Raw genomic sequence first — 14,951 nt, 5'->3', positions numbered from 1 at the left:
TGTCAGAAGGCTGTCACAGCTGCCATGTCGGAGGCTCGCGGATATCCCGGCTCACCTGGGTACAACCCGGCCAGCGTTTACGGGACAGCCCTTAGGGGGAATACTCGCCGTCCGCCGTTCGAAAACGGCCGGGTTGTATCGCAGGCCGGGCCGGTTGGCCGCACGCCGGGGCGGTGCTCCCTGACGTGCTGTACAAGAGTTATGGGGTGGTGAAGGAGGTTTGTTACGCGGCGGCCCCGGCTTTCTGCGCGGAAGGCGCTTGGCCGGGACGGAAGATGACGAGTCGGCAGGCTGGCCGCGCAAGCCCCCTTCTCCGGCGTGAAGGATGTCGGCAACCCGGGCCACGGCGGCGGCCCCTCGCTTCGGTCTTAAATCGTGTCCTATGTGGTGAGGCGGTTGTTGAGGTCGTCATGGGGCGGGGTACGTGGAGTTGGATTGTTCCGGACGGGCTGTGGGAGATCGCGAAGCCGCTGATCCCGCCGGCGAGGGTGCGGCCGCAGGGCGGCGGGACGCAGGACACGCCTGATGAGACGCTGTTCGCCGCGATCATCTACGTGCTGGTGTCCGGTTGTGCCTGGCGGGCCCTGCCCCCGTGTTTCGGGGTCTCGAAGTCGACCGCTCACCGCCGGTTCCTGATCTGGTCCAGGGCCGGGGTGTGGGGCCGGCTGCACGAGGAGATCCTGCACCGTCTCGACGATGCCGGCCTGCTCGACCTGTCCCGCGCGGTCCTTGACTCCGCCCACGTCCGGGCGAAAAAGGGGGCGAACTCACCGGTCCGAGCCCTGTGGACCGGGGCAAGCCGGGTTCCAAGATGCACGTCCTGCCGGACGCGAACGGACTGCCCCTTTTTCGTCGGCGTCTCGGCCGGCAACACCCACGACAGCCAGTCCCTGAAGCCCATGGTGCTCGGTCACCAAACGAGACACGCCCCCCTCCACCGCGGCCGCTACTTCAAGCCCCAGCGCCTGCATGCCGACAAGGCCTACGACGTCCTCCACCTGCGGAAATGGCTACGCGGTAAACGCATTGGCGTCCGCATCGCCCGCAAGGGCGTCGAGTCCAGCGAACGACTCGGACGCCGCCGGTGGGTCATCAAACGGACCATGTCATGGCTGACCGGGTACCGCCGGCTCAACCATCGGTACGAGCGCCATCCCCGCAACTACCTGGCCTTTCTCGGCCTCGCCGCGGCCCTGTGCTGCTACAAGCGACTCGTCCGCCTCACCACATAGGACACAGTCTAAAGCGGGTGTCACAGGTTCGAATTCTGCCGGGCGCCAACCAAAAGGCCCCAGACCAAGGATGCATGGTCTGGGGCCTTTGGCAGTCCACGCGCCGTCGGGTACACGGTCGGCCTCGGCGTGGCACCGGAACGGGGCGTGCAGCCACGGAGCCATCGCGCCTACGGGCCGTCAGTAGCGGTAGTTAGGCCAGTGAGGATCCGTCCAGCGGTCCTCATCGGTGAGCCCGAGCAGGCGTATCCGGTGCTGCAGATCCACCGACGCGCCCGACTCCCGGAGCCGTATCGCCGCGTGGCCGAGGAGCCAGGCGACCAGTTCGCCACGCAGTTCCTCCTCGTCATGCTCGTACCACCCGACGCTCCACGGCAGACTCTCTCCGAGGAGCTCGTAATCCCATTCCTCAGCTGCCTCGGCGAGACGTCGGTCGCTGAGGTATCCGGTCTGCTCCTCCCAGTCGGCAAGCCAGGGGGCGAGCGTTCCGGACGCCTCGGCACACATCACGAAGACCTGGTGCGCCGGGACGGCCGCATCCGGATCCGTGAGGCTCTGCACCCACCAGGCGTGCAGGAACTCGCGTACCGAGTCGGCCTGCTCGACGGGCCATTGCTGCCAGCTTCCGCGGGCGAAGGAGGAGCCGGCCTCTTCCAGTCCGAAGAGGGGATCCACACGACCGGCGGACAGGGCCGTGGCGAACTGCGGCAGGATACGGCGCAGCACGGACGCGTGATCGGTCCAGTCGATGGCCTGCCACGTCCGGTACAGGAGGTCGGGCTCCAGTTCCACATCCGGCGTCTTCAGGAGGGAGAGCTCTTCCGCGCTGCCCCAGTGGCAGTGGCAGTTGTACTCATCCGGATGCGCGGTCATGCCGTGGAAGGTGACGGAGAGGTTCTCCAGGGCGGCGTTGAGGCGGCGACGCGCGGGATGCTCGACGAGATGCATGATGTGCCCGGCCTTCGAGGACTCCGTACGGCTTTCGCCGACCGAAGATCGCCAATTTACACGGCGAGCGGGACCATGTCCTCGTCGTTCCGGGAATGGGGCGGGCCCCCTGGTGAGCCGGCAGCGATGGCGAAGCGGGCTGAGCCCGAACTCCGTGGAGAGGGTCGAGGACTGAGCTTCTTCAGCGTTGCAACTCCAGTGTGAGAACGGCCTTGGCGATTGACGTCATGCGGTTGGGGCTGCAGCGGGACCTGCGGAAGATCCGCCAGGACTTCAGGCGGGCGACGCCACGTTCGACGGGTGCGCGTGCTGCGGCCAGGGCACGGTTGCGGGTCTTGTCGGTGGGGGTCAGTTCCTGCAGGGGCCTGCGTTCGATGCCCGTGGTCAGCCACGGACCAGCGCCCTGGTAGGCGAGATCCGCCACGACAGGAACGCCCTGACGCTCGCAGATCCGGATGATTCGGTGAGTGCGGGCGGCGGTCAGGTCGTGTGTGCGGCCCGGCAGGGCGGGCGAGAGCCACAGCAGCCGGCCGGCGGGATCGGTGATGACCTGCACGTTCACGCCGTGGCGGCGGTGCTTGTGGGAGCAGTCGGCCCGGCCGTCGCCGACCCGGTCGCAGTCGGCGATGGTGCCGTCCACCAGGACGTACTCGGGACGTGCCCGGCGCAGGGCCTGTGTCAGGGACGGTGTTTTCGAGGCGAGGAGTCCGATCACGTTCTGTACGTAGGCGTGGGCGGTGCCTTCGCTGATCCGGAAGCCCGCGGCGAGCTTCGCACAGGTGGTGTGCTCGCGCAGGTAGACCAGGGTGATGATGGCGCGTTGCGAGGGTCGCAGTTTGCACCGGCGGCCACCCTCACGGGTGACGATCAGCATCGTGACCCACTCCACGAGGGCGTGCGGCAGGATAGGGGACCAACGAGGCCTCCGGTCGCGGCGGTTGAGACGTCAGACATCTCGAACCACTGCCCGAAGGCCTCGCCTGCTATCCGCAGACCGCCGTCACCCGATCGGTGACCGCTCTGAAGATCCTTATTGAGGGGCGGAGGAGAGGTCGGCGGGTCGTCGGCCCAGACGTGGGCGATCCGCGCGCCGCTCAGCTCCGGCTCCTTTCTGCGTACTCTGCGAGGTCGTCCAGGAGTAGATCGGCCAGGAGTTCCTCGGCCACTGCGGTGCCGTGTTCCGTCATGGACTCGGACAGCCTGGCGTCCCAAGGGGCCACGCTGACGCGGCCCGTGTCGGGGCCATGGGGGTGGCGGGCTACGGCGGCCCGATAGTCGGCCGCCGTCATGCGCCAGGGACGTGCCTGGGTCTTGTCGAGGACGTACGCGGCGATGCGGACGCCTTCGCCGTCGAAGTCTCCGTGGTAGCGGAGCTCGGAGCCCTGCTCCGTAAGCAGGCGAAGGAGCTGGATTGCGGCGCTATTGGGCCAGCCCGAGGTGCAGACGAGGGGTGGGCAGTGGGGGCCGTAGCGGCGGAGGGCCAGGGCGAGGATGCTGGGGTTCTCCGTCACATGGACGACGGCGGCAGCCGGCGGGGTGAGGTCGCCCGGGGTGCGGATATGGGCGAGGGTCAGGCTGGCGGCCTGGCCGGCCTCGGCGCACATGCCCGTGAGGCGGGCGAGCAGTCCGTCGCCCCGAAGGCGTAGTCCGGCGGCGAGGACGGTGGCGGACAGTTCGTCGTCGGCGACGCCCGCGCGGGCCCATAGAGAGCGCCGTTCCGCCGCGTTCTGCGGCGGGGCGGTGTCGTGGAGGGCCGCCAGGGCGCGCAGGACGAGGGCGGAGAGCGGCGTGCCGTCGTCGAGGGCGTGGGTGTGGCCGTTGAGGACCCGGGCGGCGAGGACGGGCAGGGGTTCGGCCTGGCCCGGGAGTTCGGCGAGCACCTTGAGTGCGTCGGTGAGCAGCCTACGGGTGCTTTCCGCCGAGCCGCCGATCAGTCCCGCGGCCTGGCAGGAGGCGATCCAGGCTGAGAGCGCAGGCTGTGCCCTGACCGTGTCGTGTTCCGTCAGCCAGTGCCACAGTTCGGTCCGTTCGTCGCCCTGGCGGCGCCGATCGCCGGCCTTGTCGCCGAGCGGGCCGACGAGTTCGGTGACGACGTCGCGTACGGTGCGGCCGGAGAGTTCGGTGACGGCCTCCTCCAGGGCTGTCAGGGCGATGGCGGGGCGAGGGTCCGGCAGGCGGTCGAGGCCGAGGAGGTCGGCTAGGGCCTCGCGCTGGGGTTCGTCGAGCGGTCCGAGGCGGATCCGGGTGACGGGGCGGCCGGTGGACAGGCGGGTGTGGAGTGTGTGCCAGAGGGGGTCGAGTTCGGGACGGCGCAGGGGTGCCTCGCCCGGCGCGGGGTGGTCAGGAGGGGTCATCCTTCCTCCATGCCGGTGCCGTTCCAGACGAAGCGGGCGCTGGTGACGGCGTCGTCGTCGCCGTCGGTGAGGAGCTGGTGGACAGCGATGCCCGGCAGCTCGCGGTAGGTGCCCCACTCGTGGTCGGAGGTGATGACGAGGTCCAGGTCGAGCGCGGTGAGCAGGGCGAAGACCTGTCCGCGGTTGACGGTGTCGACGCCGACAAAGACCTCGTCGAGGAGGATCGGGCGGGGGGCGAGGGGCACTTCCTGGTAGTGGGCGGCGACGGCGGCGAACAGGGGAAGGTGCAGGGCGATGGCCTTTTCCCCGCCTGACAGGGCGCCGTGGAGCTTTTTGGTCAGCGGTTGCCAGTTGGTGCCGTCGGAGCGGTCGAGGCGGACGGTGAACGTGTGCCAGGCGGTGTAGTCGAGCACTTCCGCGAGGTGTTCCTCCCAGCTCGCGGCCGTGTCGTTGCCCTTGGCCTCCTCGATGCGGGCGCGGAAGAAGGAGTGCAGGGCCTCTCGGTCCGCGTCGGTGACCCGGCCGGGGTCCTTGAGGAGAAGTTGCCGGGTGGTTCGGGTGCTGTCGGGAAGGTCGGGGCGGACGTCCCAGACGAGTTGGACGGCCACGTTGGAAGCGGTACGGACTCGCTCCAGGTGCCCGTTCATGTCCTCGACGAGCTGGCCGGCCCTGCGGATGCGGGCGGCGAGGTGGCGGCGGATGTCGCCGGTGAGGATCTGGTCGAAGAGCCGGCGCTCGGCTGTGGTGATGTCGTCACGGCTGCGGTCGCGTTCCTGGGTGAGCGTGGTAAGCAGCCCGGCTGCTCCGACGCGTACGCCGTCCAGGGCGGCGCTGAAGAGCTGGATGTCGTCGTCGGGTTCCAGGTCCAGATCGGCGCGGACGCCGAGGTGTCCGCGGGCCTCGTGGACGGCTTCGGACAGTCGGCTGGCGGCGTCGCCTAGGTTCCGTGGCGCGTACGGAAGGCTCGGCCACTGGGCGGCGAGGGCGCGGGCAGCCTCGAGGGTGGCCCGGGTGCCGTCGCCGGCGTCGAGTCCCGGCGTCCATCCGGCGTCCTCGGCCAGTCCGACCAGGCACAGGTGCCGGAACCGGTGGGCGGCGCCGTCGCGGGCCGCGACGGCTTTCTCCCGTAGATCCGCGTCCTGGGCGCTCGTGGCCCGCAGTTCTCCGATACGGCCCGCCAGGCCGACGAGGAGTGCTGTCGCCCGAAGGACTTCTCTCCGGCAGCGATCCCGTTCGGTCCGTGCCTCCCCGACGCGCGCGACGATCTGTCGGTAGTCCTCACCCACGGTCGCCTCCACCGCTTCCAGGCGCGCGGTCATTCCGGCGGCCTTGGCCTCGGCGGTGGCCGCGTCGCCAGCCTGTGCGTCGGCGGTGCGGCGGGAGCGGTCCGCCTGGGCGGTCGTCTGCCGGACCCGTTCGACGGCGGTGGCCGCGGTGATGCGGCTGTCGATCCAGGTGTCGGCGAGGTCGCGGAACCTGTCGACGGCCTCAAGGAGCGTCCGGAGCCGTTCGCGGTCGGTGGGTAGACCGTGCTCGGCGGCCCGGCGGCTCAGGGTGCGCAGCGCGTCGGCGACCCCCGTCTCTCGCCGGGCGAGGTGGGTGGTCGCGTCGCGGACGACCTCGTCTCGGGCGGCCACCGTCTGCTCGGCCCGGTCCGCTTCTCGCCGTCGGGCGTTGACTTCCCGGTGGTCGGGCAGGGCTGCCCGGTCGGCCTCCAGCCGGACGGTCCGGGTGTCGAGTTCATGCAGGCGGTCGTCGAGGACGGCGAGGGCTGCGTCCGTCTCTTCGATGCGCCCGGTCAGTTCGGCGATGCGGCGCTGTCGCGCACGCTGTCGGGCGAACAGGCCGATGTAGGCGGGTTCGGGCTTGTTCCAGGTACCGGTGGCCGGTGCGAGGCGCCAGGCGCCGTTGGCGGAGACGGCCGCTGATCGGCCGCCGGGCAGGGTGGGGCCGTACGCGATCCCGGCGAGGATGCGGGTCACGGCATCGGCAGGTACGGGAATGTCCTCCTCGGGGCGCAGCACCTGCAGCAGGCTGGGTCCGGGGGCAGCGGTGGCGAGGTCTGGGTCGGCGCGGGTGTCGTGCCCGGGAAGGGTGATTCCCTCAGTGGGGCTGACCCAGGCGTCCAGGAGCCCCGATGCTTCCAGTGCCGCTTCCACCGCGGCCTGTACGGGAAGCGGGACGTCGTCGTGGAAGGCGACCAGCCGCCACAGCGGTGCGCCTGCGGCGGCCGTGCGCACGGCGGTACGTGTGGGCGGGACGGGCGGTGGGAGGTCGGTTTCGCGGCTGAGCCGGCGTACGTTCTCCGCAAGCTGGGTCCGCTCTTCCTCCTGTGCCTGCCGTGCGGCGTGGGTGCCGGCTCGCGCCGTGGTGATCTCTTGCTCCAGCAGGCGGGTGGCGGCGTCGACGACCGTGCGTACGTCGGCTTCGACCGCTGCCCTGGCCGTGAGGTCGCCGGTGTCGGCGATGCGTAGTTCCCTGCAGCTCTCGGCCCAGGCCAAGAGCCGTTCCGCCTGTGCGGCGACGGCGTCGTCCCAGGTTCCGGCTGCTGTGTCGCGGTGGGCGATCGCTTCTCCGAGCCGGGTGCGCGCCTCGTCCAGCAGTTCCTCGGCGGCGCCCCGGTCGCGTACCGCGCGATCGTGCTCGTCGATCGACTGGGTGATGTCGGTGACCTGCGTGCGTCGGGCGGCGGTCGCTCCCCGGAGCAGTAGCCTGGCCCGGCGGGCCGTGTCCTCGCCGGACGTACGAGAATCGGCTCCGGATGCCTCCGGACGCCGGTCTGCCTCGTGTGCCTGATCACCGAGGAGCGTAGCTGCTGGGTCCGCTTCGAGGATCGTCCTCGCTTCGTGGTGGATGGATTCCATACCCGCGGCCCGGGCCGCCCGGTGTGCTTCCGCCGCGGCGTCCCGCGCGTGCTCGTCGAAGGTGCGGGCGTGGGCCGCGGCCTTGTCGACGCGCTGGCGGTCCTCTGCCGCCGCTTCCTTGGCGGACCGGGCGGCGGCGCGTCGCTCCCGGGCGGCGGTGACCAGGTCGGCGGTGTCTCGGCGGAGCCGGTCGAGTTCTTCCCCCTTCTGGTAGGCGTCGCTCTCGCGCAGTGCGTCGATGGTCTCGTCCAGTGTCCGGGCCCGCAGCTCCTGTTCGTCGTGGAGGGTCTGCGCGGCCTCGCGTTCCGTCAGCGCTTTCTCGAGTTCCTCGGCGCTCTGACGGGCGGCGCGGGTGAGGTCGTCCATGTCGGTCGTCGCGGCGATCAGTCCGGCCGCTCCGGCGCGCAGGACCCGCCGGGCGTAGGCCCGCTGCCGGGAGGCGATGGTCTCGGCTGCCGTCACTTCGGCGTCGAGCCGGTCGAGGTGGTCGCGCTGCCGGTCCAGGCGTTCGAAGCCTTCGGCGAGTTCGGTGATCTCGCCCTCGCCGAGCGGGGGCAGGGCGCGGGACAACAGGGTGGAGAGCAGGGACGGGTCGAGCCGTTCGGAGAGTTTCGGCTGGCGCAGCTGGAGGAGGGCGGAGAGCAGCGACTCGTACCGCTGCTCGCCCATGCCGTCGAAGAGTTCGCGACGGATGGCGGTGCGGTGGTCGGCGGGTGACAGGTGCACGGTGCCCCGGTCTCCGAGGGCTTCGGTGAGCGCGGCCTTGGTCAGGGGTTGTCCCGCCTCGTTGACGAGGGTGACGCCGTCGGGGTGGGCGATCCGGGAGCGGGTGGTGAAGTAGTCGGCGTGTGCCGTGCTGGTGTGGACACTGGCATGCAGGCGCGCACCGCAGCCGAACCATTGCTCGATGCCCTCGTCGTCGACGCGGCGGAACTCCATCCACACGTACCCCACGCGGGTCTTGCCGGAGGCACCCGCGCCGAACAGGTTCCAGTGCATGGTGCGTTCCGAGCCGCCGAAAGTGGAGAGGCGGTTGGGACGGAGGCTGGCGTCAAAGAGGAACGGGAGCAGCAGCTCCAGCGCCTTGGACTTGCCGGAACCGTTCTGTCCGCGCAGGAGCAGGCGCCCCTGGTGGAAGGCGAAGGTCTCGTCGTAGTAGCGCCAGACGTTGAGGATGCCCGCGCGGTGGGGCTGCCAGCGGCCGGGGACGGACAGCTGCCCGGCAGGCTCGGTGTGTTCCTCGGGCCGTCGCTGAAGCGGCAGTTCCGTCACGCTCACTGCTGGTCTCCTTCCGGGGTGTTCTTCGGGGCCGGGCTCGTGGTCTGCGTCAGGCGATAGCGGTACGCGGCCGGCCGTGCGACGACACGGCTGCGGGCCCTGGCTGCCAGCCCGACGTCGAGCAGGACGCCTACGGCGGCGTCGACCAGCCGGGCCGGGCCGTCCTCCGACTGGTACGCCTTGGCCCAGCCCGGGAAGCGGCGCAACAGCTCCGCCCCGGCCTCGGCCAGCTGCTCGGGCAGCATGCCCCCCGGTGCGGCGCACAGCGGTGCGAGCAGAAGCAGCGCGGCGACCCGGGCGGTGGAGCTGTCGTCGGGGAAGCGGACGTCGGTGGCGATGGCGTCCGGGTCGACGAGGAGGAAGCCCTCGGCGCGTTCCTCCAGGACGAATCCGGCCTGCTCGACGGAGCGGCGCAGGATCTGGCGGCCGGTCAGGGAGGTGACGTACGCGAGCTCGTCCTCGGCGAGGTCGGCCCGGTACAGCACGGGGTCGTCGAAGAGGCGCCGGAGCACCGAGTGGCGCAGCCGCAGGTTGCGCTGGGCGTCCGTGGTCGCGGTGGTCTCCGCGTACGGGTCGTCGGCCGTGACGTCGGCGGGCCCACCTCCGTAGCGGCGCTCCCTGACCAGGCCGACGAGGAGGTCCTCGAACCGCGCGGGTACCTCGTCCGGGGGCACGGCGAGCCGGGAGGCGCCGACGGGCGCGGCCGTCAGCCGCATGAGCAGCGTGACGTCCACCCGGTACAGGACCTTCGCCTGCTCGGAATCGACGTACGTTTCGGTCGTGCCGTCCACGGCGCGCAGCACGTCGTACGACTCCAGCAGCTTCAGGACGTCGACGAACGCCCTTCGCTCGGTCCGCTGGACCGGGTCGAACGTCGGCAGCGCGTGGTCGGCCGTGGTCGCCTGGGCGACGCGGTCGGCGAGCATGCCGATGGTCGTCATCGGCATCGACAGCAGTTCGGCGGCGGTGACGCAGAGCAGGACGTAGCGGCGGCGGTCGAACGGGGCGTGGCCGGCCCGTGCCCTGAGCGCCGGGCGCGAGCCATCGGGATTCGCCCGGATCTTGGTGAGGCGGGCGTAGCCGCGGCGCGACTCCACGACCAGGTTCCAGCCGCAGGTGTAGTCGAACCACCGGACCAGGGAATCGTGGCGGCGGCGGACCAGGCCGAAGCCGGCCGGGTCCGAGGCTGCGGTGAGCAGGGGGCTGGCCAGGAGGAGGCGGATAGCGCGGGCGACCTCCTCTCGTTCCGCGGAGGCCAGCTGGTTGGCGAGGGTGCTCATCCGGCGGCCTCCTGCCCTGTGGCGGCGTGGAGCGCCGGAAAGGTGGTCGTCCCACCTGCGGTGGTGATGTCGACGAGGTAATCCGGGCCCGCGAGCGTGCCCTTCTCGGTGCGCAGGAATGCGGTGCGCGTGTCGGGAGGTAGGGACAGCACGACCTCCACTCTTCCGTCCCCGGTCGTCACCCGCCGCAGACCGTCCGTGTCGGGGAGGGAAGCGAGGGCACGGCCCAGCAGGTCGAGGAGGCGGTCGAAGGCCGCGGGATCCAAGGTCCCGAAGGAGGAGAGGCGTACGGGGCCGTGCGTCTCCAGCGCTTGCCAGGCGCGGGCGAGTTCCGCGCGCTCGGCGCGGGCCCTCTCGGCGCGCCCGGCCCGCACGGCCGCGACGTCCTTCACCTTGCCGGTACGGGTGAAGCGCTCCGTGCGTCCGCTGGTTCGCAGCAGCGCCGACACCTCCACGGGCGGCGCCTCGGCCCAGGAGTGGGAGGAGGGAATAAGTTCCGGGTCAGGGTGGGCCAGGTGGGCGTGGCGCGCCGGGCCGAGGCCGAAGGCCGCCGACCACAGCCGGTGCAGGTCGTCCTCCTCGGGGGCCGCCGCGAACCAGCGCGCGAGCTCTCGCAAGTCCTGTACGGCGCTGGAGGAACGACGGCGGGACTCGTTGATCCGCTCCAGGACCTGGAGGAGGGAAACGATGGCCCGACGGGCGATGTCGTGCAGCTGCTCGATCCGGGGGCGCGCGCCGTCGTCCGGCAAGAACCAGGCACGCAGACCCGCCCAGCGGGCCCGCCGGCTCTCCAGCCAGCCAGCGGCGGGGTCCTCACCCGGCATGGGCGGCAGCTCGGCGCCGTGCAGGGCGCGCTCGCGCAGCACGGCGATGCCCCTCTCCTCCACCCGGGCCACGGCGGCGGCGACCGTCTCGCCGCGCCGGTCGAGGTCGACCAGGAACTCCTGGAGATAGGAGACGGTGGCCGCCTTGACCTCGCGGAACACGTCCAGGTCCGCGCCCTCGGCGCGCAGGAGTCGCTGCAACTGGCCATTGAAGGCCTTGGTGTTCTCCACCAGGGCCTCCAGATGGCCTTCCAGCTCCCGCAGCGTGCTGAAGATCCGGCGGTCTGCCCTGGCAGGTTCGCCGGACAGCACGGTCAGTTCGTCGAGGCGGTCGCCGATCGCCTCCAGCACCGCAGTCTGCAGCGCCCCTGTCGAGGCCAGCACCTCCAGGGCGTGCCGCACCCCGGCCAGCGCCGCCTCGCCGCGGCGGGTGAGCGAGTAGTGCAGGTTGCGCCGCTCGTACTCCTCGGCCGTCCGGTAGTTCTCGGCGTGGTTGTGGACCACGTCGAGAAGTTCCCACTTCACCAGTCGTTTCAGCGCCTCGTGGAGCTCTTCGTCCTCGATGTCGGCGATCCAGCCCACCGCTCGCAGCCGCTCCCGTACGCCGTCCAGGCCGAGTGCGGTCTCCAGGTGTTCACCGGCGACACCGAACGCCTCGAGCACGGCACCGTTCAGGTCGGCCTTCTCCCCCGTGGTGAACCGGAACATCTCCGATGGAACCCTGCGCATGCCCGTACGTCCCCTCCTCCGCCGCCACCCCTGCGGCACCTCGCACCCCACGGTAGGGGGCGGCCCCGGCTCCGGGGCCCGCATCACTGTCATGGCCGGTGGCTTCGCTTCACGTGAAGAGGTTCTGGCACGACTTTCGTGAAACTGTGCCACCCAGGCTCGCGCCGACCTCTCAAAGAGCTGCTGACCTGCCGTTTTGTCAAGGCTGCCGGCCTCGGACACGAAGGACCGGTATGGCTTCACCGAAATCGTGCCAGAACCTGGACCCCGGCCCAGAACCAGCGGCAAGAGCAGCACCGGACGGCCTCACGGGCCTGCCCCCGGGGCCCGGCCCACAGCCGACAGCGCCCCTACCAGGGATTCTAGCCGTCAGGGCCCGGACAGACCCTCGCATGCTCTGCCGGAAGCACGCCGACTTCCCCTGTCTCAAGAGGCACCGGTCGGCCTGTCCCACTCGAAAGCGGCCACCCTCTCCGGAGCAGCTGCCTGCGCACGCTTCCTCTATCTAGGCTCCCCAGGAGACGACGGTCGTGGAACAGTCCTCGGCGAGCCCGAGGAAAGCGTCCCGCTCGGCCTCGTCGGCGGCCGGGTCCCAGCGCAGCTTCGTGCCGACCCAGGTCGCGGCGTAGGTGCAATGGCAGGAGGTGTCCGAGGGCAGCCACTCGGCCGGGTCCTTGTCCGCCTTGGACCGGTTCGAGGCTGCGGTGACCGCGATCAGGGTGTCGGGACCGTCCTGGTCGTTCGCGTACGCCTCACGCCGCGCCGGACTCCACGGCGTCTGCTCAGCTGGCAGGGGGCGCTATTCGAAGCGTGCGGTATTCCCCTGCCGCGGTCATGTAGCGGCAGGGTCGGTTGCCGACAAGGCATTCCAGGTCACGGTCACGCGGGCCCCGGGCCGGACGCCGCGCAGGCGCTGCTTGAAGCCGTGGGCGTCGGGCCCGGAGCCACGCAGCATCACACCGACCTTGCCCCCGCGGTGACCGGCTTCGTACTGCTCGCCCTACCGTTCATCTCTGACACGTTCACCAGAGGTGGCACCTCTCTGTCCGTAGCAAGCGTCGGCCTCCTCGACCTCTGCATCGCCATGCCTGCCCTCGCGATCATCGCCTGAGCTCCCGGCATCATTCGGCCGATCCGCGCATCGGCAGGGCACGACGCCCTACACCGCCTCTGCCGGCGCGCATGGCAGCCCCGAGCCGCAGGGCGATGACGGCGGCCCCCGCGACGGACGCCACACAGACCACGATGAACGCGTCAGGCGTCCAGGTCCACAGTGCCCCGGAACCGACGAAAACAAGGGCCGTTACCAGAGCGGCCGAGGGAGCGGCACCGGCGAGACACCACAGGGCAGTGGGGGCGAGGCGCCGCGAACCCCCGCGGTGGAGCAGGCGGAACGAGTGGAGAGCTTCCGCAGAAAGGACGAGGGCCAGGGCGGTGAGACCCCAGACGGTCGCGTAGTACATCGTGGCGGAGGGGGGTTCGGGGGCGGTTCCCCCGGCGAGGATGCGGGCCGCGCCGAAACCGACGTCCATGACGGCACTGTCGTGGAGGAGTCCGTGAAGGTTCTGCTGGAGGACGAGGGCGAGGTTCTGTTCTGGCAGGAGGAAGAGCATGGCGGAGTAGCCGGGGGTGGCACCGGTATGCCAGATGGCGGTGTCGAGCGGGGCTTCCAGGCCGCCGACGCGCCAGCCGAGTCCATATCCGGTGGCAATGCCGGACGGGTGGAGCCGGCCCGGGTGCCGCATGAGGCGCACGGAATCGGGGGTCAGGACTATCCCGCCGTCGGTGGTCTTTCCCGACCGCAGTTGGAAGGCGGCGAAGGCGGCGAGGTCATTCAGATCGCCACCGGTGTAGCCGTAGGCGGCGCCGTCGTCGTCCACACCGTCGACAATCGCGGCCGGTAGGCCCCACAGGAGCTGGTGCCCGGGCGGGAGGTTCCGTGCGCGGGCGGAAGCCCGGTCGGCGATCGCCCCGTCCATGCCGGCCGGGCGCAAGACGCTGTCCCGGAGGTGTTCGGCGAAGGGCCGGCCGGTGACGGACTCGACCAGGGCGGCCAGGAGGAGGTAGTTGGCGCTGGTGTAGGCGTACGTGGTGCCGGGCGGCCCCATCGGACGCACGTCGTCCAGCGCGGTGACGCGGCCGATCGCGTCGGGGCAGTCGGTGTCGACGCAGTCGGTGACCGTGGAGGTCGCCGACTCCGGGATGCCTGCGGTCTGCTGGAGCAGGTCGCGGACTGTGACCCGGGCGGTGTGGTCCGGTCCGCCGAAGCGGAAGGCCGGCAGGTGGTCGACGACCAGGTCGTCGAGTCGGAGTCGTCCGTCCTGCACGAGCGTCATCACGGCGCTGGCAGTGATCGGTTTGGCGACCGATCCCCACAGGAAGGGGGTGGAGGCCGTGACCGGCTCGCCGTTTCCGTCCGTACCCCAGGACCGCGTGTGGACCGGGCCGTCGGGGCCGACCACGGCGTAGGCGAGCCCGGGGGTTCGGGTGTCCTGCATGCGTTCGCGCACGTAGGCGTCCATTGCCGCGAAACGCTCCGCCGGAGCAGGTGGGTTCGCCTCTGCCGGTGCTCCGGTTAAGAGGATCAGGACGAGGAGGACAGCCGGCATCGCGGTGACTCGTCGAAGGGGGTGGGACATCGGGCGCCTCGTTCTTCCGCTGGCATGAAAGATAACCGTATGGCGATACGGTTATAACCGTACGCTGGTACGGTTATCAAGTGCCACGAACCGCCGACCACGAACAACGCCGCCGTCAGATCGCCGACGCCGTCAGCCAGTTGATCTCCGAACACGGCCTCGACGCCGTCACTGTCGCGCGTACGGCCGCCACCGCGGGCATGTCCGTCGGCCTGGTGCAGCACTACTTCCGCACCAAGGACGAGATGCTCCTCCACGCCTTCCGCGAGGTCTCGACCCGCATCCGCGCCCGCGTCGACGAACGCATCAGAGACGGAGTCGCACACAAGCGCCCCCTCGCACAGGTGATGACCGACGTCATGACCGAGTACATCCCTCTGGACGGGCCCCGCCGCGCCGAGTACCGCGTGGCCCGCGCGTTCGCCGGCCGCGCCCTCGACGCCCCCGCGCTGGCCGAGGTCGACACCAAGAGCGCCCGGCGGCTGCGCGAGGACATCGCCCGCGCCGTCCACAACGGCAAGGAGTGCGGCGAGGTCGACGAGCACCTGGACCCGCAGTCCGCCGCCGTACGCCTCGCAGCCGTGATGGAAGGGCTCGCGCTCCAGGTCTACCGCGAACCCGAGGGCGCCACGGGACAAGCCGTCACCCGATTCGCGGTCCCCCTGCTCGAAGCCGAGATCGCCGTCGTCTTCACAGGCGAATGCCGCCAATACACAGAATGAGCAGCACGTTCCGGGGAGGGAGCGGCCCGATACTCAGAGGTCGTTTTCGCCCGATGTTTCATCCCGTGATGGGATGAAACA

General features: G+C 70.6%; 9 protein-coding genes. 2 read left to right on the top strand and 7 right to left on the bottom strand.

Annotated elements, in window-relative coordinates; all coding sequences use genetic code 11:
- The first annotated feature begins 410 nt into the window (after positions 1–410).
- Positions 411–1,232: an IS5 family transposase gene (locus ACFQ8C_RS33665; protein WP_383465215.1), complete on the top strand. Its 822-nt coding sequence runs from the start codon at positions 411–413 to the stop codon at positions 1,230–1,232.
- Positions 1,233–1,412: 180 nt separating this feature from the next.
- On the opposite strand, the gene ACFQ8C_RS33660 is transcribed toward ACFQ8C_RS33665, so the two are convergent.
- The 7 genes from ACFQ8C_RS33660 to ACFQ8C_RS33630 all read right to left on the bottom strand — a co-directional run bounded on the left by ACFQ8C_RS33660 (position 1,413) and on the right by ACFQ8C_RS33630 (position 14,031).
- Positions 1,413–2,180 (bottom strand): hypothetical protein, encoded by a 768-nt coding sequence (locus ACFQ8C_RS33660; protein ID WP_383465213.1) that lies wholly within the window; start codon positions 2,178–2,180, stop codon positions 1,413–1,415.
- A gap of 181 nt (positions 2,181–2,361) precedes the next feature.
- Positions 2,362–3,054 (bottom strand): transposase family protein, encoded by a 693-nt coding sequence (locus ACFQ8C_RS33655; protein ID WP_383465211.1) that lies wholly within the window; start codon positions 3,052–3,054, stop codon positions 2,362–2,364.
- Between the two features lie 220 nt (positions 3,055–3,274).
- Positions 3,275–4,534: a TIGR02679 family protein gene (locus tag ACFQ8C_RS33650; protein WP_383465209.1), complete on the bottom strand. Its 1,260-nt coding sequence runs from the start codon at positions 4,532–4,534 to the stop codon at positions 3,275–3,277.
- Positions 4,531–8,676, bottom strand: coding sequence for a TIGR02680 family protein (locus ACFQ8C_RS33645; RefSeq protein WP_383465207.1), 4,146 nt, complete (start codon positions 8,674–8,676; stop codon positions 4,531–4,533). The genes ACFQ8C_RS33650 and ACFQ8C_RS33645 overlap by 4 nt, the downstream gene beginning before the upstream one ends.
- The gene (locus ACFQ8C_RS33640; protein WP_383465205.1) at positions 8,673–9,956 is read right to left on the bottom strand and encodes a TIGR02678 family protein; all 1,284 of its coding nucleotides are present in this window, start codon (positions 9,954–9,956) and stop codon (positions 8,673–8,675) included. Before ACFQ8C_RS33640 ends, ACFQ8C_RS33645 begins: the two co-directional genes overlap by 4 nt.
- Positions 9,953–11,509: a TIGR02677 family protein gene (locus ACFQ8C_RS33635; protein ID WP_383465203.1), complete on the bottom strand. Its 1,557-nt coding sequence runs from the start codon at positions 11,507–11,509 to the stop codon at positions 9,953–9,955. The genes ACFQ8C_RS33640 and ACFQ8C_RS33635 overlap by 4 nt, the downstream gene beginning before the upstream one ends.
- A 1,121-nt stretch (positions 11,510–12,630) precedes the next feature.
- On the bottom strand, positions 12,631–14,031 hold the full coding sequence (locus ACFQ8C_RS33630; RefSeq protein WP_383465201.1) for a serine hydrolase domain-containing protein: 1,401 nt from the start codon (positions 14,029–14,031) through the stop codon (positions 12,631–12,633).
- Between the two features lie 197 nt (positions 14,032–14,228).
- Here ACFQ8C_RS33630 and ACFQ8C_RS33625 point away from each other — a divergent pair, with 197 nt between their 5' ends.
- Entirely contained in the window at positions 14,229–14,870 is a 642-nt protein-coding gene (locus ACFQ8C_RS33625; protein ID WP_383465199.1) for a TetR/AcrR family transcriptional regulator, read from the top strand.
- Positions 14,871–14,951: the final 81 nt, after the last annotated feature.

The organism is Streptomyces sp. NPDC056503, assembly GCF_042794995.1.
GTDB lineage: Bacteria > Actinomycetota > Actinomycetes > Streptomycetales > Streptomycetaceae > Streptomyces.
Note: the sequence above shows the minus strand (reverse complement) of the source record. Positions and strands in the feature narration are given on the sequence as shown.